Origin of the sequence: Bacillus sp. 3103sda1 (genome assembly GCF_024159135.1) — a bacterium.
Taxonomy (GTDB): domain Bacteria; phylum Bacillota; class Bacilli; order Bacillales; family Bacillaceae_G; genus Bacillus_A; species Bacillus_A rhizoplanae.
The window spans coordinates 3,647,933-3,673,702 of sequence record NZ_JAMYWS010000001.1; the positions used below are offsets into that span (position 1 = coordinate 3,647,933).

Below are 25,770 nucleotides of genomic sequence, written 5' to 3' on the forward strand. Positions count from 1 at the left end.
CCTACTGATGGAAGTTTCACTTTATCCTTCTTCAATCACACGTACCTCTTCTATCTTCCATACACCGTTTTCTTTTCCTACGGTGTAACGAACTTTCTTTTCAGTAGATTCTTCTTTCTCTTTTGTTTCTACTACAGCATACTCTCCTTCAAAATTCCTTACACTAAAATCCAATAATTCGATTTTTTTATTCTTATTTTTAAATTCTGCTTCTTTTTGGGCTTTTGTATCCTCTAACCCTAATGACTTCGTTGAAAAAAGTGCCATATGTCCCTCAAAGTTTTTCTCATTTATTGTTTGAATATAGGAATCTATTAACTTTTTAATTGCTTGTTGTTCTTCCTCCGGTATAGGCTTTGTCATCTTTTTATTTTTCTCTTCTTTATGAATCGTTTCTTCTTTTTTTATTATGTCTTTTTGTACTTTTTCTTGTGAGCTACATCCACATAATTGAAAACTTATTATGCCTAAAATCCCTAATCTCTTTAGAATTCGTTTCATATATGTCCCCTCCAAAATCAAAAAGAAAAAAGCAAGGCAACGAAGCCCCGCTTTTTCTTCATATTAGCGTCTACCTTTATTTGGGTCGCCGCCGCCAATAATATCAAATACACGTTTTGCTAAGTTTGTATTTTCTTGAACGCCAGCAAATAAGTATTTTCCTGGTCCAAATGCGTATACACCAACATCTTCACCAGTATGACCACCTGTTGTCCAACCTGTGTAAGAGCGTGTATTAAAAATTGCTTCAATTGCATTATCAATCTTTGTTACATCTTTTGACGTCGCAGCATCATTCACAGATTTAACTTCTTCAGGTGTTAATTGTAAATCAATATACTTTTTCAGTGTTTCTTCAACATTTGCACCTTTAGCGATTTCAGATGCCATAAAATCAGGTGTACGTTTTGCTGCTTTAATTGGCTTTACATCAAAATTGTACACGCCGTTTGCTCCAAGAGAAAGACCACCAGTGGAATGATCAGCAGTTGCTACAACTAGTGTATGCTTATCTTTTTTCGCAAACTCAATTGCTGCTTTAAATGCTCTTTCAAAGTCTTCCATTTCACTCATCGCTGCAACAACGTCATTATCATGACCAGCCCAGTCAATTTGGCTGCCTTCTACCATTAAGAAGAAACCATTTTTATTTTTATTTAAACGATCAATTGCAGCATTTGTCATATCTTCTAAAGAAGGTGTTTTGTCATTGCGGTCAATCATTTTATCGAAACCGCCTGGCGCAAACAATCCAAGAATTTGGTCATTCTTATCATTTAATAATTGCTGACGATCCGTTACATAGCTATAACCATCTTTTTTAAATTCTTCTGTAAGATTACGGTCTTTTCTTACAAAGTTATTCACGCCGCCTCCAAGAAGAACGTCTACTTTATGCTTACCATTAATTTTTTCATCGAAGTAATCATTTGCAATTGCATCCATATTTTTTCGATTAATATCATGTGCGCCGAAAGCTGCTGGTGTTGCATGTGTAATTTCAGAAGTTGCAACTAACCCTGTTGATTTCCCACGCTCTTTCGCTTGCTCTAATACAGTCTTTACGTTTGTTTCGTCATTATCTACCGCTATAGCTGCATTGTATGTTTTGATTCCTGCTGACATTGCAGTTGCAGCAGAAGCAGAGTCTGTAATATTTTGATGCTCATCTTCTGGATATGTAACTTGTGTGCCTACCAGATGCTTATCGAATTCTGTTTGCTCCATTTCAAATGTTTTTGGATTATCCTTCATATAACGATGCGCTGTCATATAAGAAGGACCCATTCCATCCCCGATTAAGACAATTACATTTTTAATCTTTGCATTGTCGTCTTTTTCATCTGCTTTAATTACATCTGAACGCGTAACATTCCATGTTACAATTGAAGTAAGTGCTAACGATGAAACAACTGCAAACGGCCATGCTTTCTTCATAAATTTTTTCACCTTATAAGTCCCCCTAAATTCTTAATTCAATCCCCACTACCCAATTTAATAGACAACTGTTAAGAGAAAATTAGAAATATGTAAATATTTTGTTAATTTAAGATGAATATTGTTGCAAGCTGTATTTCTTTGTCGTTTTACTTATTGATATATATGATTCTTCCAAATGCAGTATGTTTGTACACCCTCTCTCTTTCCTTAACGTACAACAAGACAGAATCTTTTGATTGTTTCATGATAAAATGTATCTACTAAAAAAAACGAGGGAGTGTAATATATGCAGATACAAGCACTAAATCAGTCTGATATCCCACAACTTCTATCTCTTTGTGATGCAGTAGGTTGGTTACATGACATTTCGTTTATGAAGGAACAATTTGAAACCTTCTTTTCTATCGGTACTTTGTTTGGCCATCATAACGAAGGTAAACTTATCTCTTGTATCGCTGTTTTTCCATATAAAACAGGATGTACTTCTATTGGTACGCTTATTGTTCATCCAAATTTTCAACGAAGAGGATTAGCACGCTCTTTGCTGGACATTTGCATAAAAAATGCTCCGCCATTACAACCTTTTGTTCTCATTGCAACGGATGCTGGTACGCCGTTATATCATACATATGGATTTAACACAATTACTTCTATTCATCGATTAGAACGAAATAGCACAGAAACAAAAAACAACTCCTTTTCTACTAGTCAAATCACGAGTCAGGATCTTAACACGCTCATTCAACTCGATTTCATAGCAAGCGGTGCTAAACGTCCTCAACTGTATTCAATACTTTTAAATAGAACACACCTTGCATTAAAAATAGAAAAAAATAATAAACTAGAAGCTTTTGCATTATGTATACGAAAAGGAAATACCTTATGCGTTACTCCCCTTATTGCTCACAATGAAGAATATGCCTTGCATTTACTGCTATCCATATGTAATCAATGGAATGGAACTGTTCGTATCGATGTTCCTCATTCACAAAAAAGCTTTAGGGACAAACTGCTATCATTTGAGTTTAAAGAAACGCTGCTTTCTCCTCTCATGATAAAAAACGGAGAGAATCTTCCTGGTAAACGAGATTTCATATTTGCTATGATGGATGCAGCGCTATGCTAGAAAGGGGAAACCACTTTGAAACGATGGAAGTTTTACATGCTCAGCTGCGTTGTTCTCACAACTTTAACGAGCTGCAGCACAATTGAAAAACAAACAAAAAAAGCAACACAAGTAAAAGAAACAATTGAAACAAAACTAGAGACAAAAGAAAAAATGATTGAAATTGATGGACAAACCATTTACTTCAAACAAATCGGTAAAAATAAACCACCTTTACTTATGCTTCATGGCTTTGGTGGCTCATCAAATGGATTTAATGATGTTTATCCTGATTTAGCAAAAAATCATACCATTATCGCTGTCGATATTTTAGGTTTCGGCCATTCTTCAAAACCGATGAATTTTCGCTACTCCTTTCCAAACCAAGCAAACTTATATTATAAATTAATGAAAAAATTAGGCTATGATACATTCGCCGTATTAGGGCACTCTATGGGCGGAGAAATTTCTTTAAATTTAACATACCTGTATCCGAATGCAGTAACCCACCTTATTTTAACTGATGCAACAGGAGTTGAATCTTTGCAGCACGGGAAAGGATCTCCAAAACCAAATTTACCAACTGATTTGAGTACTGTCTCTACTCCGAAAGAATACCGCGCGAATGAAGTAAAGTATAAACGTGAAGATACGGAGCATTATACAGAATTAAGTAAAATGAGGTCGCGTCGTTTACGCATCAATGCCGATGAAATCAAAGTACCAACATTAATTATTTGGGGAAGAAATGATAAAAGTGTTTCCTGGAAAAGCGGCGAAACGTATCACCAATTCTTAATAAACAGTACATTTCATATTATTGAGGAAGGCGAACATGCACCATTTCGTCAGCAGCCAAAAGAGTTTTTGCAGTATGTTGATGAGTTTTTCAAGAAGTATCCTACTAAGTTGTAATTTTTTACAAAAAATCCCTAATCAAAGGAAGATCATGATACAATCAGGGAAAAAGGAGGAGATGTATTGCTCAGATCTGATAAAGATAATCCATATAAAAATGGATTGTATTTAAGCATTTACAACTTATGTTATATGCTTGGATCAGGCGCTCTATTAATTGGACTTGTTTGGATATTTGGCTTCATTGAAGTAAAAAGTAGTTTTACTCTTCTACTTGGTCCGATTATGATACTCTTCTTACTTTTGTCAGGGATTGGTTACTTTATCTTATGGATTCGATTATTAAAGAAATATCGCCAATTACACCGATAATAAACCGCTTTGGAACATGTTTATTATCGGTGTAATTGGCGTAATTCCAAACCTCATTTTTTCCGGCTATTTTATGAGCCTTCCAAACGATGAATCTTGTTTCGGTGCAGCCTTTTTAGGAATCCCGATTTTCTTTCTATCTGCAATTACGATGCTCATGCTTAGTTTATTTATAGCAAAATCACCCCAAATTCGTTAAAAGGGATATCTCATGATGAGATACCCCTTTTTATACGCTATGCGGCTTGATTTTTATAATTGCGTGATTTTTTATTAAAAATTTTTGATAAAATAAGTCCATCTACACCAAATTTGCCAGCATTATAACCTGAAACTAAAATAAACATAGACAAGATTACTAATTGTGGATTCACACCCGTTGACCCACTAAACATATAGGAAAAGTTCATTACAAGACCAAAAAATACAGCCGTTTTCGTTAAACATCCAACAATTAACCCTATTCCAACTAAAACTTCTCCCCATGTAACTAAAAAATTAAATAGCTCTACATTGGGAATTGCTACTTCATTTAAAAAGGATGCCCACCATGATTGCACTGCAGGATGAGCTCCTGATGCTTGTTCAATTGCTCCTTTTAAAAAACCTGTTGCGTCAAATCCACCTGTTAGCTTTTTCATCCCTGCCATAAGCCACGTATAACCAATATAAATACGCACTACTGCTAGTACATAGGAAACTGCTTTGTTCTCTCTTAAAAACTGAATAACCATATATTCCTCCTGATTTTTGTAATTAAATTAATTACATGAATACAACAACATTCGTAACCGGTTTCGTTTCATTCATTATGAATGCTTTTTATCAATTTTTACAAAATATTTCAAACGTACGTTTTATAACCACTTTTATTTGCAAATAAAAACTTGAACCTATAATAACACAGACGATAATGATTTTCATTACTATTTACAAAAAAATTATGTTCTCAATGTCAAATGTTATAAAAAAGCAATATTTTTATCTTTTTAGATGAGTAGACTCCTACTTATCGTTAGTACACAACCAGGCTTTTATAAACACCTCCCCCTCACTGATGGGAGTTTCACTTTATTTTAATCTTTTTTCTACTATAATTGAATTTCATACATCCCTGTTTCCTCTAAAAAGTCTTCCCTCGTTAATACTTGTTTCATTACGTATTGTCTATATGCTGTAATCGTTCCATCATGAGAAACGATTATTACGCGTGAAACTTGTAACGTTTTACACCATTCTATGAAACTATGGGCAGCCGTGCAAAACTCAAACTCTGAAATCGTATTGATCCCATTGCTCCATAACTCTTCATTACGTTCTTCTGCTAATAAAAATTCCGGAAATAGCTGCTGAATGTTATTTTGGCTTAACATTTGATCACAAGGCAACGTTCTCGCTCCTTCTCGATATGGAAAAATACGAGGTGAAATATATGGATGAGCAATTTTCATACAAGCAACTTGCCCGCTCCATAATGCAGCTGTCTGTAATGTTCGTACTGTCGGACTTGTAATTAATATATCACTCTCACGTAGAGGGAATTTCCCTCGCAGCGATACAGCCTGCTCTTCTCCCCTATCTGTGAGAATTGGATGATTTATTCGCAAACTATTCGGCAGATCTTTTGTATGGTCTCCTTCTCCATGCCTGACAAAAATAAGTTTCATACCAAAATCCCCTTCTATTCTGTATTAAAATGAAATCCCTTCACTCATAGAAGCTTCTCTTTCTCTTCCTTACAAAAAAATCCTCTCTTTATAAAAAAAGAGAGGATCCACATATATCTAAATTTAAGGGGGAAACAAAGTAATATAAACCTTTCCTTACAGGAGTTCAGCATCTACATAACGAATATCATATGTTATACAAAAATAGAGATAGGTGATTATGATGATTCGTGAAATTACAGAAGCAGATGCAGCTCCGTTTTTAAAGCTATGTCAAACAATTGATCAAGAAACAAATTTTATGTTATTTGAGCCTAATGAGCGAAACTTTACGATAGAGAAACAAAAATCTATGATTCAATCTCTTCTCTCTCCGCGTAATTCAACACTTCTAGTAGCTGAGAAAGATGAGCAACTTGTTGGATATATAATCGCTCGCGGCGGAGCAGTAAGGCGAAAGCAACATGCTGCATATTTAGTCATTGGCGTCCTCCAGCAATATGCAGGTCAAGGAATCGGCAAACGATTACTTCAGGAAATCGAACAATGGGCTCGCACACAACAATTACTGCGTCTAGAATTAACAGTCATGTCTCATAATGAAAGAGCTATTGCGTTATATGAAAAGATAGGTTTTGCTATTGAAGGTGAAGCAGTGCATGGTTTGGTTGTTGATGGACAACCAAGAAATGAATATTATATGGCAAAAATCTTATAAAAGACTTAGGTGATCCAAAATGAACCCTTTTTTTATCGATATATTTAAAGTGCAGCCAAGTCAATTATTTCTAAGCAATGACAAAATAATGAGATTGCAACAGACTTCTTCACCACCTGTATTTGCTTTACATACGCCATTACCCATTAAACAATTAGACGATAAAATTATTTTTACAGATGGTCATACCCGTGCATATTTATATTGGCAAGCAAATATAAAAGAGATTCCTGTGTATTGGGATGACGATCCTTTACATTATGACTTATATAAATTATGTGTAGATTGGTGCTTAACAGAAAAGATTTTTCATATTGGCCATTTACAGCATCGAATTTTACCTCATTCACAATATGAAACGCAATGGATAAAACGTTGCAGAGATGCCGAAAAATCTCTCACAAATTATACACTCTTTTAATATGCGTCTCTGCCAGTAGAGAGCACATATTTTATTCTTTTACTGATACAACATTTTCCCAATCTCGTTTCTCATAATAATTTACTGCTTCGTCTATATTTTGAATCCATTTTCTCGCTTGTGAACTGTCTGAATTTGCAATCCACATATTAACAGAGCATATCCATTAGAAGTTGATTTGTGCGTTTTATATAGTACGGATAATAATCTCCGTACCCTTTTGGTGGGATTGTAATTTGACGCTGCTGTGCATTCGCAACATTGATTTGATATAGTGAAGGCTGCGGACGTTGCTTCGGATCATTGGACCATTCGGTTTCCTTTGCTCTAGAAATTACAATCAAAGTAGCACTGTTCCAAGTGAAATCCCAATCAACATAACCTTTTGGAGTGAAAGTAGCTTGTTGAAAAGCAGGAAGTTCTTTTAATTTTAAATGTTTATTTTCGACGGTAAAGTGTACTTCTCCTTCTATGTATGCAAGAATATTTTTTGACGGTGCCCATTGAAACCATTTTGATTGAATCAACATGTGATCAACTGCTTCAAACTTGTTTCCATCCGCTCCAGTTATACATAACGTTTTACTATCCATCGACCAAGAGGCAGTTGGTGTTGCTAAAAATGAAACTCATTTTCTATCATAGGAATACCTCACTTTACAAGCTTTGCAATTCCCTGCATTCCTTTTATAAACAATAGCATGCTAACTCCCCACGATAGGCCGGCAACCCCAATATAAAGCGAATTATTTTCCGATTCAAATCCCTCTCCAACAGACGGTTCTTGTAAAATATGTACCCAAGCTGCAATCCCAAAACTTAGAAATATAAGATGACTAAAAAACCAGCCATATACACCACATTTTGTTTTCCACCATAACAGTGCAGCAATAACAAAAGACACCATTAAAAAGATTGTTGCCCCATGTATTAATAATGGTAATACTCCTTGCTCCATTTCCATGAACTTTATCCCCCTGCCTTTCATTTTCTTATAGCATTTCGTTACTTAAGCGAAGAGTATACAAAATTTGCAAAAATAAAAAGAGGGCACCCTCTATACCTGCTTTCTTAGCTTTTCACTTTCTGCAATTCAAAGTACGCTTCTAAAATGCTTTCCAGTTTTGATAGAGTTTTTTCATCACTGCTTGATTCGTTTACACCGGTAAGTTCATATATTCTTGTTGTTTCATTGTTTTAAATAAACAATCTAGGAAGTTATACGATAGAAACGATTTCTTTTTTGTCGATCATGCAAACAGATTACATTTGATTTCTTTCCGTTATCTTAAGAGAATGGTAAACAGTTTTTTATTTACAAGTAGGGGGGTACCGCGATTTTTATCATCCTTATCGTATTTTCCGATAGGGATTTTTTTATTTGTAGCAAAAACAAATATTAAATAATTCGGAATTTTATGATAAAATTTTAGAAGCGTTTACATTATTTTTGAAGGAGTGACGTGCATAAAAAACGGAACATAGCATTTTTTACATAAAGGGGGATATATCTATATGACAAAAACAGCAGAAATTCCATCGCACTTAAAACCTTATATATCAAAGCAGCATTACGACCACTATACACCAATTGATCACGCTGTATGGCGCTACATTATGAGACAAAATCATAACTTTTTAAAAGACGTTGCACATCCAGCGTATGTAAACGGATTGCAGTCTTCCGGTATTAATATAGATGCCATTCCAAAAGTAGAAGAAATGAACGATTGTTTAGCACCAAGCGGCTGGGGAGCTGTTACAATTGACGGCTTAATTCCTGGCGTAGCATTCTTTGATTTCCAAGGACATGGTCTCCTGCCAATTGCGACAGATATTCGTAAAGTAGAAAACATTGAATATACACCAGCTCCTGACATTGTTCACGAAGCAGCTGGACACGCACCAATTCTACTCGATCCTACATACGCAAAATATGTAAAATTGTTCGGACAGATTGGAGCAAAAGCTTTCTCTACAAAGGAAGAGCACGAATTATTTGAAGCGGTTCGCCAATTAACGATTGTAAAAGAGAGCCGCACATCTACTCCAGAAGAAATTATTGCGGCAGAGAAAGAAGTGGAAGAAAAACAAAAACATGTTTCTGGCCTATCAGAAGCAGAACAAATTTCCCGTCTTTTCTGGTGGACAGTAGAATACGGATTGATTGGTGATATACAGAATCCGAAAATTTACGGTGCTGGACTTCTTTCCTCTGTCGGTGAAAGCAAGCATTGTTTAACTGACGCTGTCAAAAAAGTACCGTTCTCTATTGAATCATGTATTCAAACAAGCTACGATGTAACAAAAATGCAGCCACAGCTTTTTGTATGCAGCTCTTTTGAAGAACTGATTGAAGCACTTGAAAGATTCTCAGAAACAATGGCATTCAAATCAGGCGGTACAAAAGGGTTAGATAAAGCACTGCGTTCTGAAAATACAGCGACAGTTGCCTTAAACAGCGGATTACAAATTACAGGAACACTAGTTGAAGTAGTAAAAAATGAAAGCGGCGAGGCTATTTATATAAAAACGGGTAGCCCAACTGCATTAGCTATCAATCATACACAATTGCCAAATCATTCTACAGCTGTGCACCAAGATGGGTTTGGTACGCCAATTGGATTATTACAAAATGATATCGCATTAGAATCTTGCACAGATGAAGAATTAAACACATTAGGAATCTCTGTCGGTAACAAAGCTGAGCTTACCTTTACAAGTGGTGTACATGTGATAGGAACAGTAACTGATATTATTAGAAATAAGGAAAAAGTCGCTGTCATTTCATTTACAAATTGTACAGTCACTTTAAAAGATCGCTTATTATTTGATGCAGCGTGGGGTACATTTGATATGGCAGTTGGTTCAGCAATTTCTTCTGTTTTCCCCGGTGCAGCAGATCCAGCAGCATTCTTCCCAGTAGCAGAAGAAGACGAAGTAATACCTGCACCGCGCACACGAACGGAGCTTGAAAAAATGTACGAAACTGTTCGTGATATTCGCAACGAAGGTTCATTACACGAACAGAATATAGAACAACTTGTAGCAATTCATCACGTATTAGATAAGTTTTATGAAAAGGAATGGCTACTGCGCCTTGAGATTTTAGAGTTATTACTAGAACATAAAGTGGAGATTCCAGAACGTGCAGCATTGTTACAACAACTTTCTTCCTTTAAAAATAATGAAGAAGTTCAGCGTCTAATCAATGACGGGCTTGCCTTACTCCCAATAAAGGATGTGACAAACAATGCAAAGACTAACTAATGAAGAAGTTCAAGAAGAGTTAATGAAGTTGGATAAATGGACAGTAAAAGACGAAAAATGGATTGAACGAAAATACATGTTCTCCGACTACTTAAAAGGTGTCGAATTTGTTTCTGAAGCGGCCAAACTATCAGAAGAACGCAATCACCATCCATTCATCCTTATCCAGTATAAAGCAGTTATTATTACGTTGTCATCATGGAATGCAAAAGGTTTGACAAAACTTGATTTTGAAATGGCAAAACAGTTTGATGAGATGTTTTTGCAAAATGAAAAAGCAATTGTACGATAAAGTGAAACTTCCATCAGTGGGGGGTTCTTTATCCCCCACCTCTCTTCTTCGCTTTTCTCTCAATCTTGAGGTGGGAGGTCTTACTGCCCACGAATAGCGGGAGATGCAGAAAAGGAAGCCTAATTCAGGCTTCCTTTTCTCTATTTCATAATAAATGGAATATGATGACCACAGTTCACTGTACAAATTTCTATATTAAGGTAAAATCAAAAACTCATACTATTATTCTAGTTCCAATTAGTCTTTTTTCAATACTGTCGCTTTTAAGAAACGATCTACAAATCCTTCTGCTTTCACAACAAATAAGTAAAGACCCATTGCTAATAATGCAAGCTCCATTTCGTATCCAGGATTTTTTCCATCTCCTAATAAACCAGCTGACCATTTTACTTTTACAATTGCTCCAACTAAAATAAGTGCAAATAATAGTCCGACATATCTTACACCTAAACCGATAATTAAACAAATACCACCAACTAATTCTACTGTCGCAACGCCATATGCAAGACCACCTGGTAAACCAATACTTGTAAACCAACCTGCGATGTTATCGATTCCTGCTTGGAACTTTGCTAAACCATGAGCAAAAAACGTAACTCCTAATACAATTCGAATAATTAAATTACCAATATATTGATTCATTGTTATTTCCCCTTTATTGTTTTGTTATATAAAACTTTTATTCACAATACAAAACATACAATAATTTTTTTTGTTCGTCAATTGATTTTTATTGAGAAAAAATAAAAAAGATTTGCTATGATACAAATATCTGTTTAGAAAAAGGAGAGCGGGCATTATGAATATCGGTTCGACAATACGTGAAATTCGGCAGCGCAGAGGCATTACAATTGCGCAAATTTGTGAAGGAACAGGGCTTTCTAAAGGATTTATGAGCCAAGTGGAGAACAATAAAACATCTCCATCTATTTCTACTCTAGAAACAATTGCTCATTTTCTAAATGTTCCTCTTCCTTATTTATTGTTAGAGCAAAAAGATCGAATGAAAGTTGTTAAAAAAGAAGAACGAAAATATAGTATTTACGGAAAAGACCAGCAAAGAATTGAACATGTAGCTGAGCAAGGCGGACTGCGTTTATCATTAGTAGAAATTCCTATTGGCTTTCCGAAAGAAAACACGCCAAATGCTCATGAAGGAGAAGAATGCCATCTTGTCTTGCGCGGAAAATTAGAAGTACAACACGGAGAAGATATTGCAATTGTAGAAGAAGGAGATTCGTTTTCTTGGAGTGCTTGTGTACCGCATATCGTTCGTAATATTGGGGATGAAGCTGCACTTCTTCTTATTTCAAGCTATACTGAAAATCGAAAACATGTATATTGAAGCATTGTGAACAAATTTGTTTGCAGTGCTTTTTTTATGAAATAAAAAAGAGCAGGTTATTAGTTTCCTATCCCTGCTCTTCTCATTGAATAAACGAGAACATCCATATTATGAAATAACACCGTCTTCTCATAAGCCATACCTGCTTTTCTTGCTACAAAAATAGAAGCTGGGTGATCGGGATTAATAAGAGAAATGAGTTTTTCAAGCTTAAGTACTTGAAAGCCGTAATCACGAAAAGCAGCTGCAGCTTCTTTCGCATATCCGTTTCCCCAATACTTGGGAAGAAGCCAATATCCAATTTCAATTTCTTCTTTTCCATCGACACGCTGACGAACAAGTCCTGCATGACCGATTGGTTCTCCTGTCTCTCTATGTAACATCATGAATAAACCGAGTCCACGCTCATATCCTGGAAGAACCCAGCTTTCAAGACTTTTTTTGCATTGTTCATACGTTTTGGGAGTTCCTTTCCCAATGTAGCGAATCACTTGTTCGTTTCCCCATAAAGAAGCATAAAAATCTAAATCATCCATTGTATATTTACGAATTTGTAAACGGTTCGTGTGAAACACGGTCTTCCCCCTTTCTTGTCGATTCTCTTTCTATAACTGAAATAGGTAATTGTATTCGTTGCACACGTTCTCCTGTTGATTGTTTATGCAATAAAATGATAGCATTCTTCGCCATACTTGCAATCGAGGTATGGATGGTCGTTATATTAGGATTCATCATCATCGAAATTTCCTGATTATCGAATCCAATCACACCAAAATCTTTTGGAACACAAATTCCCATTCGCTGCGCTTCCATAATCACCCCTGCAGCTATTTCGTCACTACCTGTAAAAACTGCATCAGGAGCATTTTTCATGGATTGCATAGTATGTACAATGCGTTTCCCATCCTTTAATCCATAACAATTCGGAAATACCCATTCCTGTTGCAACGATAGTTTGTACTCACATAAAGCTTTTTTATATCCTTGGTATCTTTTCCGCTGCGCCTTACTTTTTAATGTATCGTAACAAAATCCAATGCGTGTATATCCTTTTTCTAAAAGATGCCTTGTTCCTAAATACCCTGCCTGTTCTTCATCAAATTGAACCGTTGATATCAATTCTGTTTCTACATGCTCATTGCATATAACAATTGTGCCTGAAGTTATTGCGCACTCTATCTCCTCTATTGGTAAAGAAAGTGTAGTAAAAATAAGCCCATCTAACTTCTTCGTTCTTACGTACTGTATAAACTCTCTTTCCCTTTTCATATCATAATTTGATTGTAATATCACAACATCATAACCATCTTCTTTTAAAATATCACTTATTTCTTGAATAAGTTGGCTAAAGAATGGATGATGTAAATTTGGTACTACTACACCGATTAAATTTGTTTGCAGACGCCGTAAATCTTTTGCTACTGCCACGGGAACATAATTCTTTTCATCAATAATCGCTTGCACTCTTTCTCTTAATTCTGTACGAACATACGGATGATGATTGAGTACACGGGAAACGGTCGCTTTAGAAACTCCAGCTAATTTAGCGATATCTTCAATTGTAAAAATCGTAAATCCCCCCTTGACCTGTAACGCATTTCAGAATGTACAGTATATAGTAAGTTATATATCTATTATAAATGAGGTGACCTTAAATATGGGAAAAATTCAAATTTTAGGAGAAACTATTAATGCAAAAGCAGTTGCCTTTGATAAGGATGGTACGTTATTTCAAGCTATCCCTTTTTGGTATGAAATTGATAGACTACGAAAATATAAATTTTTACAAATTGTTGGCGAAGGATACGAATCGCTTTGGGAAAAAGCAGTTGGCTTCGTACATCCTGATCAAGTTGATTTTAAAGGGTTACTAGCAGTTGCACCTGAAGAGGATGAAATAATTGTTACGGCAAGCCTGTTATATCAAATAACAAAATATCCATGGCATCGCTGTAAAGAACTTGCCTCTGCTATTTTTAAAGACAGCGATGAAGAGTTATGCATTGAAAATGCTTTTCATCCGATTCAAGGAGCGGCTGACTGTATAACTTCCTTGCAAAGTGAAGGAATTTATACAGGGATTTTAACATCAGATACTAAATTACGAGCAAAAAAGTGTATAGAATTTCTTCCCGTACCACCTCTGCATTTTCTTCTTACTCCAGAAGATGTAACATGCGGAAAGCCGAACCCGGAGATGATTATAAAAACATGTAAACAACTTGGTATTCAAACAAATGAACTTATTATGATTGGAGATACTGTTGTTGATGTAAAAATGGCCAAAGATGCAGGCAGTATTGCTGTAGGGATTGCAAATCACGAACACGCAATAGAAGAATTAACACCATACGCTGATTTTATTATTACAGCTTACACCGATATTCAAGTTTTAACTAAAAAAACACAGTAGACAAAACTGTCTACTGTGTTCATACCATAATTGATATATAGAAATCGAATCGGGCGATGTAGGATAAAGAATGTAAAAAACAGTGCTCATATGCTCCCAGCTTTGTTACACTCAGCACCCATTTCGCAATATTTTCATCAAAAAAAGCTACTTAAAGATATATACTCTTTAAGTAGCTTTTCTATCTATAACACCTGCTCATTTTCGTTCTCCTCTAGCTTGTCACGCAGCACTTTTGCACGGCGGAAAAAATAAAACGAACCGCCTAAAAAGGCAACGATAACCCCCATCATGGCAAACATTTGCACCGTTTCTTTTTGTCCATTTGGGAGTAATAAACCGAGCATTAAAAATGCACTTAGTGCTAGCATGACTTGGCCGAAGCGAATATAATCTGCGATTTTTTGCTGCAATTCTTTCATTCTTTTATCACTCCTCTTTTTTCACTTTATCATATTTTCATCGTTTCGTAGGCAAGTAAATACAACCAATGAGGGAGAAGTTTTCCAAAAGGAAAAGAGCCGCAATACACGCGGCTCTTTCTTTCATTACACACCTTTATATGCTTGCATATATACTTCTTTTAATTCTGAAATAAGCGGTAATTTCGGATTTGCTGTTGTACATTGATCTTCAAATGCTCGTTCAGAAAGTACATTAACAACCGCTTCAAATGCTTCTTTTTCAACACCTTGGCCAGCAACGCTCATATTAATATTTAATTCTTTTCCAAGAGCGATAATGGCTTGTACTAATGATTCCACGCCTTCTTCTACTGTACGTGCTGGCAGACCAAGCATTCTTGCGATATGTGCATAACGCTCATCTGCAACAAAGTGCTCATATTTAGGGAATAGCGCATGTTTTCTCGGTTTAATTGCATTATAGCGAATAACATGCGGCATTAAGATTGCATTAGCACGTCCGTGCGGAATATGAAACTCCGGTCCAATTTTATGTGCTAAGCTATGGTTAATACCAAGAAACGCATTGGCAAATGCCATCCCAGCAATTGCTGAAGCATTATGCATTTTTTCACGGGCCTCTTCGTCATTTCCATCCTTATATGCACGTGGTAAATATTTAAAGACAAGATCAATTGCTTTTAAAGCTAATCCATCTGTATAATCGTTTGCCATAATAGATACGTACGCTTCAATCGCATGTGTTAATACGTCCATTCCTGTGTCAGCAGTCACATGCGGTGGTACTGTCATAACGAACTGCGGGTCAACGATCGCAACATCTGGTGTTAACTCATAATCAGCAAGCGGATATTTAATATTGTTCTTTTTATCTGTAATAACTGCAAATGGCGTTACTTCTGATCCTGTTCCAGATGTTGTAGGAATTGCAACAAACTGTGCTTTAGTTCCTAGTTTTGGATATTTACATATACGTTTTCTAATATCTAAAAACTTTTGTTTGATACCAAAGAATTCTGTTTCTGGATGCTCATAAAATAGCCACATTCCTTTTGCTGCATCCATCGCTGATCCGCCGCCAAGAGCAATAATCACGTCCGGCTTGAAACTTCTCATCATTTCTGCACCTTTAAATACAGTTTCATCTGACGGATCTGGTTCTACTTCAAAGAATACTTCCACCTTTACATCATTCATATGTTGACGTAAATAATACGTTACTGTATCAACATATCCAAGCTTCACCATTCCAGGATCTGTCACAATAAACGCTCGTGAAATATTCGGCATTTTCGCTAAATATTGCGTTGCATGTTTTTCAAAATAAATTTTTGGTGGCAGTTTGAACCACTGCATATTCTTTTTTCTGTTTGCAAGTCTTTTTATATTCAGTAAATGTGTTGCCGTTACGTTTTGAGAAACAGAGTTCTTTCCGTATGATCCGCATCCAAGTGTAAGTGATGGAATGAAAGCATTATATACATCACCAATTCCACCGTGTGCTGACGGAGCATTTACAATAAGACGACATGCTTTCATACGTAAACCAAACTGTTTTTGTACTTCTGTATTTGTAGAGTGAATGACTGCAGAATGCCCTAACCCGCCAAGCTCTAACATATTTTCACAATGCTGTAATCCTTCTTCTAATGAATTTGCTTTTATACAAGCTAATACCGGACTTAATTTTTCACGCGATAACGGATAATCTGCACCGACTCCTTTAATTTCAGCTACAAGCATCTTTGTGTCTTCAGGTACTGTAATTCCAACTAAAGCTGCAATATAATGAGCGGATTTCCCTACGATATCGCTATTTACTGCACATGTATTTTCATTAATAACAAGTTTCTCTAATTTTTTTCGTTCTTCTGCTGTTACAAAGTAACAATTGTTCGCTATCATTTCTTGTTTCACATCATTATAGATTTCTTTATCTACAATAATTGCTTGTTCAGAAGCACAAATCATACCGTTATCAAATGTTTTCGATAAGATTACATCATTTACAGCTCGCTTCACATGTGCTGATTTTTCTATATAACAAGGAACGTTACCTGGTCCTACCCCTAAAGCTGGTTTACCAGTTGAATACGCTGATTTCACCATTCCTGCGCCTCCTGTTGCTAGAACAAGTGCTACTCCTTCATGATTCATAAGTTGCTTTGTCGCTTCAACAGAAGGTCTTTCAATCCATTGAATGCAATTCTCTGGTGCTCCTGCTTTTACTGCAGCATCACGCACTGTTTTAGCAGCTGCGATAGAACATTGCTGCGCTGAAGGATGGAATGCAAAAATAATTGGGTTTCTCGTTTTCATCGCAATGATTGCTTTAAACATCGTTGTTGAAGTTGGGTTTGTTACTGGCGTTACCCCAGCAACCACCCCAACCGGCTCTGCAATTTCTATAACTTCCTCATGTGGATCCTCACGAATAATCCCCACTGTTTTATCGTTTTTTATACTATGCCAAATGTATTCAGTTGCGAAAATATTTTTGATACATTTGTCTTCATACACACCGCGACCCGTTTCTTCAACAGCCATTTTTGCTAATGGCATATGTTGATCCACACCCGCAAGTGCCATTTCATGTACAATGTTGTCAATTTGTTCCTGTGTAAATCCTTCCAATGCTTGTAAAGCTTTTTGACCGTTCTTTACTAACGCCTCAATCATCTCTGTTACTTCTTGCATTTCATTTACAACTTTCTCTTTGACTGCCATGTAATTTCCTCCTATTCTGCTTTTGGGCATAATATGTCCATTAGGGTCTTAAATTGTCCCTATTAGCTAAAAAAATAGAACTACCTTTTCTACATGAATCTCATTGTTTGTGAAACATTTCACATAAATATATGTGAAGCTTCTCGTTTCATGCTTTTTACTATACACGAGATCTTTTCATTTGTGTGTGTCTAATTTGTGAAAAGTTTCACAAATTCAAAATATAAAAAACAAGCACTACTGAGTGAAGTAGTGCTTGTTCCATTATGCTAATGCTCGTGCTAAATCTTCAATTAAATCTTCTCCGTCTTCAATTCCGACTGAAATACGAATTAATGTATCTGTAATTCCTAGTTCTGCACGGCGCTCTGCTGGAATAGAAGCATGTGTCATTTGAGAAGGAATTGAAATTAAGCTTTCTACTGCACCTAGACTTTCAGCAAGTGTAAAGTATTGTACTTTCCCAAGGACAGCGTTTAATGTTTCTTTACTATCTACATCAAATGAAATAATTGCGCCATAGCCATTTGCTTGCTCTGCTGCTAAGTCATGATTATGGTGACTGCTAAGTCCTGGATAGTACACTTTGTTTACTTTCGGATGATTTTGTAAGAACTCAGCAATTGCACGAGCATTTGCTTCATGCTCCTCCATACGTACTCCTAACGTTTTTAAACCACGTAGTAATAAAAAGCTATCTTGTGGTCCTAAAATACCGCCTGTTGAATTTTGTACGAAATGAAGCCCCTCTGCTAACTCTGCACTATTTACAGCTACTACTCCAGCAACAACATCACTATGACCACCTAAATATTTTGTTGCACTATGAAGTACAATATCTGCACCAAGAGAGATTGGTGTTTGCCAATACGGTGTCATAAATGTATTATCAACAATTGTTAATAAGTCTTGTTCTTTAGCAAGTGCTGCAATTTGTTTGATATCTGTAATTTTTAAAAGTGGATTCGTCGGTGTTTCCACATAAATTGCTTTTGTATTTGGAAGAATTGCTTCTTTTACTACTTCTAAGTTTGTTGTATCAACAAATGTATGTTCAATTCCAAAGCGATTTAATACTTTTGACATCACACGGTATGTTCCGCCGTATACATCATCTGTTAAAACAACATGATCCCCTTTAGAGAAGAGCATCATCACCGCTGTAATTGCTGCCATACCTGATCCAAATGCAAATCCTGCATGACCATTTTCAAGAACAGCAATTGTTTCTTCAAGAGCTGCACGAGTTGGATTTCCCGTACGTGAATATTCGTACCCTTTATGATTTCCTACACCTTCTTGTTTGTACGTACTCGTTTGATAAATCGGTACTGTCACAGCTCCAGTTGAAGGTTCTCCGATATGAATACCATGAATTAATTTTGTTTTTTTTCTCATTTTTTATTCCCACCCTTTGTATATATGCTTACTCAAATAGCGTTCACTGCTATCTGGAAAAATTGTTACAATATTTGTGCCTGGTTTTGCTGTCTCTGCTTCTAATAAGCTTGCATGAAGCGCTGCACCCGAAGAACTGCCAACAAGAAGTCCTTCTTTTTGTGCCAATTGTTTCACACGTGAGAATGCATCACGATCTGAAATCGTATGAATGGCATCAAAATATACTGGATTCAGAAATGGCGGTATAAATTCAAGCCCAATTCCTTCTGTTTCATGGGAGCCGGCTTCGCCTCCATTTAAAATTGAGCCTTCTGGTTCAACAATAACTGTTTTAATCTGCTGATTTTGCTCTTTTAAATATAACGCCGTTCCCATAAATGTTCCACCGGTACCAGCACCAGCGACAAATATGTTAATGTTTCCGTCTAGTGCTTCCCACAGTTCAGGACCTAATGTTTTATAATATGCACGTGGATTTGCTTCATTAGCAAATTGGCATGGAGAATATGAATTTGGAATTTCTTCAAGAAGCTCTTCTGCTTTTGCAATAGCACCTGTCATACCTTTTGAGGTTGGTGTATGAACAATCGTTGCACCAAGAGCTTTCATAAGTTCTTGTTTTTCAATACTAAATTTCTCTGGAACGCAAACGATAACATGTAAGTTATGCTCAAGTGCTGCAAGTGCCAGTCCAATTCCTGTATTGCCAGCTGTTGGTTCAATAATTGTTCCACCTGGCGTAACAAGCCCTTTAGCAAGAGCATCCTCAATTAATTCTCGCCCTAACCGATCTTTCACACTTCCTCCTGGGTTATAAAACTCAAGCTTCGCAAAAAGCCGAACACCTTCTGGAAGTAAAAAGCGCGTAATTTCAACAAGCGGTGTATGTCCGATTAGGTCATGAACACTGCGATACACTTTCATCGTATTTCCTCCTTACCTAACACCTCAAAAGAAAAAGGCAACTGTATGTATTTCCTATATATGAAACAGTTGCCTTTTTGCTACATTACTTTAACTCTTCTAATACTTTTACGATAAAGTTTGTAGAATGAAGAGCTGCTTGATTTAAAAATTGGTCGAACGAAATATCTGATTCCTTACCAGCGATATCAGAAAGTGCTCGAATAATTACAAATGGCACTTTATATTGATAACATACTTGTGCAACTGCTGCCGCTTCCATTTCTACTGCATATAGATCAGTAAATTTCTCACGAACAAACGCAACGCGATTTGGATCGCTCATGAAAGAGTCTCCCGTTGCAATCATACCTTTTACAACTTGAATGCCATCTGCTGCTTGCATACATTTTTCAGCTAATGCAACAAGTTCTTCATCCGCTGGAAATCCTGCTGGCATTCCTGGTACTTGACCGTATTCATAATCAAATGCAGTTACATCTACGTCATGATGACGAACCTCTGTTGAAATCACAACATCTCCTACATTTAAAGAATGGTGGAATCCACCAGCTGAACCTGTATTAATAATTTTTTCTGGCTTATAACGCTCTAATAAAATCGTTGTTGACATTGCTGCATTTACTTTACCAATACCAGACTTCAACAAGATAACTTCATGTCCTGCTAATGTACCCTTCGTAAATTCACAACCTGCAACTGTTTCTGTTTCTGCTTGTTCTAACTTGTCACGTAAAATACGTACTTCTTCTTCCATCGCTCCGATTACAGCAATTCTCAATCTAATCCCTCTTTCTATTGCTTCGTTGCCTCCATTACCCAAACGTAGTGATTCATGCGGGTGAACGTGACTTGAAAGCCATTGTTTTCAAAAATAGATTGCATGACAGGAATACGAGTATAGTATTCCGTTTGTAAATCATTTGCTAACTGATGAAAACCTTGCTCCTGCGCAGCTTCAACAGTTTTATCATATGCCTCTTGATCTCCAAATATCGTGTCAGCAAACACTATTTTACCACCTTTATTTAGTAATTGACTATACTTCGCAATTGCCACATTTTTTTCTTTATCTGTTAAGTGGTGAAAAGCATAGGTACTAACAATTGTATCAATATGCGAAGGGACAACAAAGTTCAGAAAATCACCTTCTGTAACTGATACATCTTGCGGAAGTTTTTGTTTCGCGATCGTACGCATTTCTTGTGACGGCTCTATACCATAAACAGTGTGACCAGCAACTAATAATCTATTTGTTAAGTTTCCAGTACCAACACCAAATTCTAAAACATTTCCAAAAGATTTATTTACTACATCCTCTAAAATTTCCTCATAATGAGCGAAAACTTCTTTATATTGTACATCTTCGCCCTGTACGAAAGAATCATACGTATGAGCCCATTCATCAAATAGTTCATTAAATTCTGTACCCATAAAAATTCCCCTTTTTCTTATCGGATTTATCAGTATAATATGCCTTATACACTAAAAAGTCAACAAAAATGCACATGGTATTTCTTAGTCTACTTTGATACACTAAACTATGAACATGCGAAAAGAGGTGTGATTCATGTCGTTTACATTTGAAATGATGGAAGATAAAATTGAATTTTTTGAAGCAGCTAATTTAGCATCGCTAGAGAAGAAAATCAATGAACAAATTGATAATAATAAGGCACTTATGATGGAAGTACATCACGTTTCACATCAAATGATTATGGATCCTGAAAGTAAACGACCATATTATAGCGCTGTTGTCCATTTTAAATTGAAAAAATTGCGCTAAAAAAGAGAGAGGCTTTATCACCTCTCTCTTTTTTAATTTAGGACTTGAACAAGCGTTGGTTTCCAACCCTCATTTTCTACCCAATCAATATTTACATAATATTTTTTACCTGTTTGTTTATCTTGTACATTTCCGTATGCTTTCTGTTTTCCGCTATTTCCAATACGGTGAATCACCAACTGATCTGCTGGGATATCAATTGCATAAGCAATGGCCTTTATCATCTCATTCCAGTCAGTACTTCCTTTTTGGAATGTCATTGCTGGTGATTGGCCTTGCTCTGTACCAACTGGCTTCCAAGCTGGTTTTGTATATGCTTCTGTCGCTGTTGCAATTGTTTTCTCTGCGGATACTTTTTCATTCTCTTTTGCTTTTGCTTCTTCTTCCGCTTTCTTTTTCTCTTCCTCTTCTTTTTTCTTTTGTTCTGCTGCTTTCGCGTCTTCTTTCTTCTTAGCTACTTCTTCTTTTTCTTTCTTTTTCGCAGCTTCTTTTTCTTTTTCAGTTTGCTGTGCTACCTTTTTATCACTAGAAGCAACTTGCTCTGTATTATCAGAAGTAAAGATTAGTTGATATGCTACAATCACGACCGCTAATAGCACGATACCAATTGCAATGTTCAAAACACCATTTTGACGACGCCTTTGTTGCTTTTGTTGAAATCTAGTTCCTGCCATTATTCAAACCTCCATGACATTTTTCATACTTGTTATTGTAACATCAAATGCACAAAGGTTGAAGGATTAGGACTATTTTTTCACAAAATGAAAATATTCCTTATCACTTTCTCTTATGTTCCCATTTAGCAATCGCTTCTACATAATCAGCAAAAATGCGTGGTACAACATTGTCTTGCCTATTCGTTTCTAAATCAACGACGACTAAAGCATAGCGAGGGTTTTCATACGGAAAATAACCAGCGAACCAACGATTTTCATGATTTTCTTTCCCTGTTTGTGCAGTTCCTGATTTCCCTGCTATTGTAAATGGTAATGATTGATAAGCGGAGCCTGTACCATTTGATGCCGTTACAACACCTCTTAACAATTGCTGCACCTTCTTTATCGTATTTCTTTTGAGTGTTTTCCCTCGTAGTAGATGATCTTCAAAATGAAATAATTTCGTTCCGTTTTTATATGTAATGCCCCGAACAGCTTTGACTTCTTTCTTTTCACCTCCTCTTGCAATTGTTGCCATCATATTGGCAACAGCTAGCGGTGATAACCGAACATCTTTTTGACCGATTGCAGTTTGTGCAATTGCTTTTCGAACTGTTTTATCTCTTTCATCACGCCAAATCGTTCCCTCTTTTTCTTCTACGAGCTGCTGAAATAAAGATGTATGAAAAACAGAGCCTTTCCATCCAACGCTGTTCGCTGCCCCTAACGCCTCTACATACTTCTCAATCATCATTTTATCTTTTTGTAAGAGTTCACGCCCAAGCACTGCAAACGTACGATTACAGCTGCGAGCAAAGCTTTCTGTAAACGATAGCGTCCCCATCAACCTATCTGCTTTCCCTTCTCCGTAAAGATCCATATCACAGTCAAATCTTCGCTTTGCTGTAAGTATTCCTTCCTCAATTGCAGCAGCTGCTATAACTGTTTTAAAAACAGACCCTGGAAAATGCGGGATAAGCATTTGATTACTTGCACCTCGCTTATACGCTTCCTTGTTGTTTGTATGTAAAGACGGCTTACTCACCATCGCTAAAATTTCATTCGTTTGAATATCAAGTAATATAAGACCACCTTTCACAAGCTTGTACTGATTAATAAGTTCTTCCGCTCTCACTTGTAAACTTTTATCCAATGTTGTTTCTATAATGAGTGGATAAAAAGGATTAGCAGGATATGTATACTTAACATTTTTTCCAAAAATCGGTTCTCCTTGCCCATCAACATGATACAGTATTTTTGCTTCTCCATCTGATAATAAAAACTCATCAAACGAGCGTTGTAACCCTGAAATACCGATCGGTGTTTTCTTCTTTTCTTTTTCCCCGTACCTCTTTACAAACTGCTCCTCATTTTCTCCAGTAATTCCAATGAGATGCTCTGCTATGATGCCATTCTGCTTCAATCTTGCATGTGCTGCTATAATACCTGGAATCTTTAGATCGTTAATTTGCTGCATTTGTTCTTTCGTTAATTTCAATGGCTTTTCATCTTGTTGAAATACAACGGGCTTGTTTGCTATTTGTATTTGCTGCTCTATTTCTTTCTCTCGTACTCCGATGATATGAGCAATCTTTTGCACCGGCCAGTTCGTACGTCTTAGAAATGGAAATAAAATTAAAACTGTCTGATCATCATCCACCAACTCTTCACCATTTCGATCCGTAAAACGACCGCGCCCATCGTCTACAATAACTGCCTGTGTACGCTGAGCAACGCTTTTTTCAATTAAATTAATATGTTTATCTGTAAACGACTCCGTTTCCACAAGCTGAATTTGTATTAAGCGGCCAAGTAAAATAAACATCATGCACATAAAAGTTACTAAAATTATGATAATTCGCTGCTGCATTTTCATAAAAAAAACACCTCGTCTTTCATTGTTGACGAGGTGTAATTCTTTTTATACAAACAGACAGAAGAAATTCATACGAAGTGAAACTTTCACCTATGAGGATTTTCTTCATTTTCTCTGAGTCTTGAAATGAAAAAAGCTAACTCACCATACGATGAGTTAGCTTTTCATGTTTTACTTTACAGAAACGATTTTTACGCGCATATCTCCGCCTGGCGTTTGTACGGTTACTTCTTCGCCAATTTGCTTACCCATTAAGCTCTTCGCGATTGGAGAATCGTTAGAAATTTTGCCTTCAAATGGATCAGCTTCCGCGCTACCAACGATTGTATATGCTTCTTCTTCACCACCTGGTAACTCCTGGAAAATAACTGTTTTACCAAGCGTTACTACTGTAGAATCTTCACCGTTATCTTCAATAATAACTGCATTGCGAATCATGTTTTCAAGCTGTGTAATACGACCTTCTACGAATGCTTGCTCGTCTTTTGCTGCATCATACTCAGAGTTCTCAGAAAGATCACCAAAGCTGCGCGCAATTTTAATACGCTCTACAACTTCTTTACGTCTTACTGTTTTTAATTGTTCAAGTTCATGTTCTAATTTTTGTTTTCCCTCAAGTGTCATAGGGTATGTTTTTTCTGTTGCCATGTTTTCCACTCCTTTTATATACCAATCCCCCGAAAAAAAGAGGAGTTCCATATGAAAACTCCTCCGCCTTATGAAATAGCGGAGGTTTCTAGTACGCTTAGCACTAGCGGAGTTGTCACACACAACCCCGTTTTTTTCCCAATTCTGCCTTATATAAAGAAGGTATGTATGGAAAGTTAATATAAATATGCCCTCACCTAGATGTGGGTGAGGTTGGCATGTTTCATTGTATTCGATAGAAAGGGGAAAAATCCCTTCCTATCGTACATCTTTTACTATGCTATTACAAATTCACTTTTTCTTCAAGAATTGTTGCGATTTTTGTAACCATAATGTCAATCGCAACATGATTTTGTCCGCCTTCTGGAATAATAATATCCGCAAATTTCTTAGAAGGCTCAATAAATTGATTGTGCATTGGACGCACAACATTTACATATTGTTCAATAACAGAGTCCATCGTACGGCCGCGTTCTTTAATATCTCGCTGCATACGGCGTAAAATGCGAAGGTCAGCATCTGTATCAACAAACACTTTAATGTCCATTAAATCGCAAAGACGTGGATCTTCTAAAATAAGAATTCCCTCTAGAATAACTACATCTTTCGGTTCTACTGGAATAATTTCTTCCGAGCGTGTATGCAATGTGTAATCGTATACAGGCTTCTCAATCTGCTTATACGCAAGCAACTGATGCAAGTGCTCAATTAACAAGTCATTATCAAATGCTAACGGATGATCATAATTTGTTTTTAAGCGCTCCTCCATTGGCAGATGACTTTGATCTTTATAATAATAATCTTGCTCTAAGATTAAAATAGAATGACCTTGAAATTGATCAAAGATTGCTTTTGTTACACTTGTTTTACCTGATCCTGAACCACCAGCGATTCCAATTACAACAGGCTTGTTCGTCCCCATTCA

Annotated in this window: 28 protein-coding genes and 1 pseudogene; 10 read left to right on the top strand and 19 right to left on the bottom strand. The window is 36.4% G+C overall.

The features are described from left to right. Window positions 1-21: 21 nt before the first annotated feature. The gene (locus tag NKR74_RS18350; protein WP_253630449.1) at window positions 22-501 is read right to left on the bottom strand and encodes a hypothetical protein; all 480 of its coding nucleotides are present in this window, start codon (window positions 499-501) and stop codon (window positions 22-24) included. A gap of 63 nt (window positions 502-564) precedes the next feature. Next, on the bottom strand, window positions 565-1,950 hold the full coding sequence (locus NKR74_RS18355; RefSeq protein WP_253630450.1) for an alkaline phosphatase: 1,386 nt from the start codon (window positions 1,948-1,950) through the stop codon (window positions 565-567). A 277-nt stretch (window positions 1,951-2,227) separates the two neighbouring features. Between NKR74_RS18355 and NKR74_RS18360 the strand changes: the two genes are divergently transcribed. The 3 genes from NKR74_RS18360 (at window position 2,228) to NKR74_RS18370 (ending at window position 4,276) form a co-directional block, all read left to right on the top strand. After that, window positions 2,228-3,067 carry a GNAT family N-acetyltransferase gene (locus NKR74_RS18360; protein ID WP_253630451.1) on the top strand — a complete coding sequence of 280 codons (840 nt, stop codon included), beginning with the start codon at window positions 2,228-2,230 and terminating at the stop codon, window positions 3,065-3,067. 15 nt (window positions 3,068-3,082) lie between these two features. Further along, complete coding sequence (locus NKR74_RS18365) at window positions 3,083-3,961, top strand: alpha/beta fold hydrolase (RefSeq protein WP_253630452.1); 879 nt, start codon at window positions 3,083-3,085, stop codon at window positions 3,959-3,961. A 66-nt stretch (window positions 3,962-4,027) separates the two neighbouring features. Then, window positions 4,028-4,276, top strand: coding sequence for a hypothetical protein (locus NKR74_RS18370; RefSeq protein ID WP_253630453.1), 249 nt, complete (start codon window positions 4,028-4,030; stop codon window positions 4,274-4,276). Between the two features lie 236 nt (window positions 4,277-4,512). On the opposite strand, the gene NKR74_RS18375 is transcribed toward NKR74_RS18370, so the two are convergent. Together NKR74_RS18375 and NKR74_RS18380 are read right to left on the bottom strand one after the other, a co-directional pair. Further along, entirely contained in the window at window positions 4,513-5,010 is a 498-nt protein-coding gene (locus NKR74_RS18375) for a DoxX family protein (protein WP_253630454.1), read from the bottom strand. A gap of 357 nt (window positions 5,011-5,367) precedes the next feature. Next, window positions 5,368-5,943 carry a histidine phosphatase family protein gene (locus tag NKR74_RS18380; protein WP_253630455.1) on the bottom strand — a complete coding sequence of 192 codons (576 nt, stop codon included), beginning with the start codon at window positions 5,941-5,943 and terminating at the stop codon, window positions 5,368-5,370. Window positions 5,944-6,166: 223 nt separating this feature from the next. Here NKR74_RS18380 and NKR74_RS18385 point away from each other — a divergent pair, with 223 nt between their 5' ends. Next, complete coding sequence (locus NKR74_RS18385; RefSeq protein ID WP_253630456.1) at window positions 6,167-6,661, top strand: GNAT family N-acetyltransferase; 495 nt, start codon at window positions 6,167-6,169, stop codon at window positions 6,659-6,661. A gap of 19 nt (window positions 6,662-6,680) precedes the next feature. Then, complete coding sequence (locus NKR74_RS18390) at window positions 6,681-7,082, top strand: hypothetical protein (protein WP_253630457.1); 402 nt, start codon at window positions 6,681-6,683, stop codon at window positions 7,080-7,082. Between the two features lie 31 nt (window positions 7,083-7,113). Here NKR74_RS18390 and NKR74_RS18395 read toward each other — a convergent pair. After that, window positions 7,114-7,711, bottom strand: a pseudogene (locus NKR74_RS18395) (translocation protein TolB); the annotation flags it as partial. A 23-nt stretch (window positions 7,712-7,734) separates the two neighbouring features. After that, on the bottom strand, window positions 7,735-8,046 hold the full coding sequence (locus NKR74_RS18400; RefSeq protein ID WP_253630459.1) for a hypothetical protein: 312 nt from the start codon (window positions 8,044-8,046) through the stop codon (window positions 7,735-7,737). Window positions 8,047-8,597: 551 nt separating this feature from the next. Between NKR74_RS18400 and NKR74_RS18405 the strand changes: the two genes are divergently transcribed. Both NKR74_RS18405 and NKR74_RS18410 read left to right on the top strand, forming a co-directional pair. Next, window positions 8,598-10,352 carry an aromatic amino acid hydroxylase gene (locus NKR74_RS18405; RefSeq protein ID WP_253630460.1) on the top strand — a complete coding sequence of 585 codons (1,755 nt, stop codon included), beginning with the start codon at window positions 8,598-8,600 and terminating at the stop codon, window positions 10,350-10,352. Then, window positions 10,336-10,644, top strand: coding sequence for a 4a-hydroxytetrahydrobiopterin dehydratase (locus NKR74_RS18410; protein WP_253630461.1), 309 nt, complete (start codon window positions 10,336-10,338; stop codon window positions 10,642-10,644). Before NKR74_RS18405 ends, NKR74_RS18410 begins: the two co-directional genes overlap by 17 nt. Before the next feature lie 237 nt (window positions 10,645-10,881). Here the strand turns inward: NKR74_RS18410 and NKR74_RS18415 are convergent, their stop codons facing one another. Then, complete coding sequence (locus NKR74_RS18415) at window positions 10,882-11,286, bottom strand: DoxX family protein (RefSeq protein WP_253630462.1); 405 nt, start codon at window positions 11,284-11,286, stop codon at window positions 10,882-10,884. A 157-nt stretch (window positions 11,287-11,443) separates the two neighbouring features. On the opposite strand from NKR74_RS18415, the gene NKR74_RS18420 reads away from it, so the two are divergent. Beyond that, the gene (locus NKR74_RS18420; protein ID WP_253630463.1) at window positions 11,444-11,989 is read left to right on the top strand and encodes a helix-turn-helix domain-containing protein; all 546 of its coding nucleotides are present in this window, start codon (window positions 11,444-11,446) and stop codon (window positions 11,987-11,989) included. Window positions 11,990-12,048: 59 nt separating this feature from the next. Here NKR74_RS18420 and NKR74_RS18425 read toward each other — a convergent pair whose 3' ends face one another. Next, window positions 12,049-12,564: a GNAT family N-acetyltransferase gene (locus NKR74_RS18425; protein ID WP_253630464.1), complete on the bottom strand. Its 516-nt coding sequence runs from the start codon at window positions 12,562-12,564 to the stop codon at window positions 12,049-12,051. Then, the gene (locus tag NKR74_RS18430) at window positions 12,533-13,540 is read right to left on the bottom strand and encodes a LacI family DNA-binding transcriptional regulator (protein WP_253631181.1); all 1,008 of its coding nucleotides are present in this window, start codon (window positions 13,538-13,540) and stop codon (window positions 12,533-12,535) included. The genes NKR74_RS18425 and NKR74_RS18430 overlap by 32 nt, the downstream gene beginning before the upstream one ends. Window positions 13,541-13,646: 106 nt before the next feature. Here NKR74_RS18430 and NKR74_RS18435 point away from each other — a divergent pair, with 106 nt between their 5' ends. After that, a complete protein-coding gene (locus NKR74_RS18435; RefSeq protein ID WP_253630465.1) occupies window positions 13,647-14,402 on the top strand; it encodes an HAD family hydrolase in 756 nt (251 codons plus the stop codon). 185 nt (window positions 14,403-14,587) lie between these two features. Here NKR74_RS18435 and NKR74_RS18440 read toward each other — a convergent pair whose 3' ends face one another. The 6 genes from NKR74_RS18440 to NKR74_RS18465 all read right to left on the bottom strand — a co-directional run bounded on the left by NKR74_RS18440 (window position 14,588) and on the right by NKR74_RS18465 (window position 21,313). Then, complete coding sequence (locus NKR74_RS18440) at window positions 14,588-14,824, bottom strand: YrhC family protein (RefSeq protein ID WP_253630466.1); 237 nt, start codon at window positions 14,822-14,824, stop codon at window positions 14,588-14,590. A gap of 126 nt (window positions 14,825-14,950) precedes the next feature. After that, entirely contained in the window at window positions 14,951-17,554 is a 2,604-nt protein-coding gene (adhE, locus tag NKR74_RS18445; RefSeq protein ID WP_253630467.1) for a bifunctional acetaldehyde-CoA/alcohol dehydrogenase, read from the bottom strand. A gap of 264 nt (window positions 17,555-17,818) precedes the next feature. Then, complete coding sequence (locus NKR74_RS18450) at window positions 17,819-18,952, bottom strand: bifunctional cystathionine gamma-lyase/homocysteine desulfhydrase (RefSeq protein WP_253630468.1); 1,134 nt, start codon at window positions 18,950-18,952, stop codon at window positions 17,819-17,821. Between the two features lie 3 nt (window positions 18,953-18,955). Beyond that, entirely contained in the window at window positions 18,956-19,879 is a 924-nt protein-coding gene (locus NKR74_RS18455; RefSeq protein ID WP_098307939.1) for an O-acetylserine dependent cystathionine beta-synthase, read from the bottom strand. Window positions 19,880-19,964: 85 nt separating this feature from the next. Further along, the gene (mtnN, locus tag NKR74_RS18460; protein WP_253630469.1) at window positions 19,965-20,660 is read right to left on the bottom strand and encodes a 5'-methylthioadenosine/S-adenosylhomocysteine nucleosidase; all 696 of its coding nucleotides are present in this window, start codon (window positions 20,658-20,660) and stop codon (window positions 19,965-19,967) included. 14 nt (window positions 20,661-20,674) lie between these two features. Next, complete coding sequence (locus tag NKR74_RS18465) at window positions 20,675-21,313, bottom strand: class I SAM-dependent DNA methyltransferase (protein WP_253630470.1); 639 nt, start codon at window positions 21,311-21,313, stop codon at window positions 20,675-20,677. Window positions 21,314-21,449: 136 nt separating this feature from the next. Here NKR74_RS18465 and NKR74_RS18470 point away from each other — a divergent pair, with 136 nt between their 5' ends. Continuing rightward, the gene (locus tag NKR74_RS18470) at window positions 21,450-21,665 is read left to right on the top strand and encodes a YrzA family protein (RefSeq protein WP_098307945.1); all 216 of its coding nucleotides are present in this window, start codon (window positions 21,450-21,452) and stop codon (window positions 21,663-21,665) included. Between the two features lie 32 nt (window positions 21,666-21,697). Here the strand turns inward: NKR74_RS18470 and NKR74_RS18475 are convergent, their stop codons facing one another. The 4 genes from NKR74_RS18475 to udk form a co-directional block, all read right to left on the bottom strand. After that, window positions 21,698-22,342: a YrrS family protein gene (locus NKR74_RS18475; RefSeq protein WP_098307947.1), complete on the bottom strand. Its 645-nt coding sequence runs from the start codon at window positions 22,340-22,342 to the stop codon at window positions 21,698-21,700. Between the two features lie 100 nt (window positions 22,343-22,442). After that, window positions 22,443-24,197, bottom strand: coding sequence for a peptidoglycan D,D-transpeptidase FtsI family protein (locus NKR74_RS18480; RefSeq protein WP_253630471.1), 1,755 nt, complete (start codon window positions 24,195-24,197; stop codon window positions 22,443-22,445). A gap of 171 nt (window positions 24,198-24,368) precedes the next feature. Continuing rightward, window positions 24,369-24,845 carry a transcription elongation factor GreA gene (greA, locus tag NKR74_RS18485; RefSeq protein WP_253630472.1) on the bottom strand — a complete coding sequence of 159 codons (477 nt, stop codon included), beginning with the start codon at window positions 24,843-24,845 and terminating at the stop codon, window positions 24,369-24,371. A 283-nt stretch (window positions 24,846-25,128) separates the two neighbouring features. Further along, window positions 25,129-25,767 (bottom strand): uridine kinase, encoded by a 639-nt coding sequence (gene udk, locus NKR74_RS18490; protein ID WP_253630473.1) that lies wholly within the window; start codon window positions 25,765-25,767, stop codon window positions 25,129-25,131. Window positions 25,768-25,770 lie beyond the last annotated feature (3 nt).

Coding starts and splice junctions, on each gene's coding strand:
- NKR74_RS18360 (WP_253630451.1), top strand. CDS start 2,228: ATGCAGATACAAGCACTAAATCAGTCTGATATCCCACAACTTCTATCT.
- greA (WP_253630472.1), bottom strand. CDS start 24,845: ATGGCAACAGAAAAAACATACCCTATGACACTTGAGGGAAAACAAAAA.
- NKR74_RS18435 (WP_253630465.1), top strand. CDS start 13,647: ATGGGAAAAATTCAAATTTTAGGAGAAACTATTAATGCAAAAGCAGTT.
- NKR74_RS18405 (WP_253630460.1), top strand. CDS start 8,598: ATGACAAAAACAGCAGAAATTCCATCGCACTTAAAACCTTATATATCA.
- NKR74_RS18455 (WP_098307939.1), bottom strand. CDS start 19,879: ATGAAAGTGTATCGCAGTGTTCATGACCTAATCGGACATACACCGCTT.
- NKR74_RS18400 (WP_253630459.1), bottom strand. CDS start 8,046: ATGGAAATGGAGCAAGGAGTATTACCATTATTAATACATGGGGCAACA.
- NKR74_RS18350 (WP_253630449.1), bottom strand. CDS start 501: ATGAAACGAATTCTAAAGAGATTAGGGATTTTAGGCATAATAAGTTTT.
- NKR74_RS18420 (WP_253630463.1), top strand. CDS start 11,444: ATGAATATCGGTTCGACAATACGTGAAATTCGGCAGCGCAGAGGCATT.
- NKR74_RS18385 (WP_253630456.1), top strand. CDS start 6,167: ATGATTCGTGAAATTACAGAAGCAGATGCAGCTCCGTTTTTAAAGCTA.
- NKR74_RS18415 (WP_253630462.1), bottom strand. CDS start 11,286: ATGAATCAATATATTGGTAATTTAATTATTCGAATTGTATTAGGAGTT.
- NKR74_RS18410 (WP_253630461.1), top strand. CDS start 10,336: ATGCAAAGACTAACTAATGAAGAAGTTCAAGAAGAGTTAATGAAGTTG.
- NKR74_RS18380 (WP_253630455.1), bottom strand. CDS start 5,943: ATGAAACTTATTTTTGTCAGGCATGGAGAAGGAGACCATACAAAAGAT.
- NKR74_RS18375 (WP_253630454.1), bottom strand. CDS start 5,010: ATGGTTATTCAGTTTTTAAGAGAGAACAAAGCAGTTTCCTATGTACTA.
- NKR74_RS18390 (WP_253630457.1), top strand. CDS start 6,681: ATGAACCCTTTTTTTATCGATATATTTAAAGTGCAGCCAAGTCAATTA.
- NKR74_RS18470 (WP_098307945.1), top strand. CDS start 21,450: ATGTCGTTTACATTTGAAATGATGGAAGATAAAATTGAATTTTTTGAA.
- udk (WP_253630473.1), bottom strand. CDS start 25,767: ATGGGGACGAACAAGCCTGTTGTAATTGGAATCGCTGGTGGTTCAGGA.
- NKR74_RS18450 (WP_253630468.1), bottom strand. CDS start 18,952: ATGAGAAAAAAAACAAAATTAATTCATGGTATTCATATCGGAGAACCT.
- NKR74_RS18465 (WP_253630470.1), bottom strand. CDS start 21,313: ATGGGTACAGAATTTAATGAACTATTTGATGAATGGGCTCATACGTAT.
- adhE (WP_253630467.1), bottom strand. CDS start 17,554: ATGGCAGTCAAAGAGAAAGTTGTAAATGAAATGCAAGAAGTAACAGAG.
- NKR74_RS18440 (WP_253630466.1), bottom strand. CDS start 14,824: ATGAAAGAATTGCAGCAAAAAATCGCAGATTATATTCGCTTCGGCCAA.
- NKR74_RS18480 (WP_253630471.1), bottom strand. CDS start 24,197: ATGAAAATGCAGCAGCGAATTATCATAATTTTAGTAACTTTTATGTGC.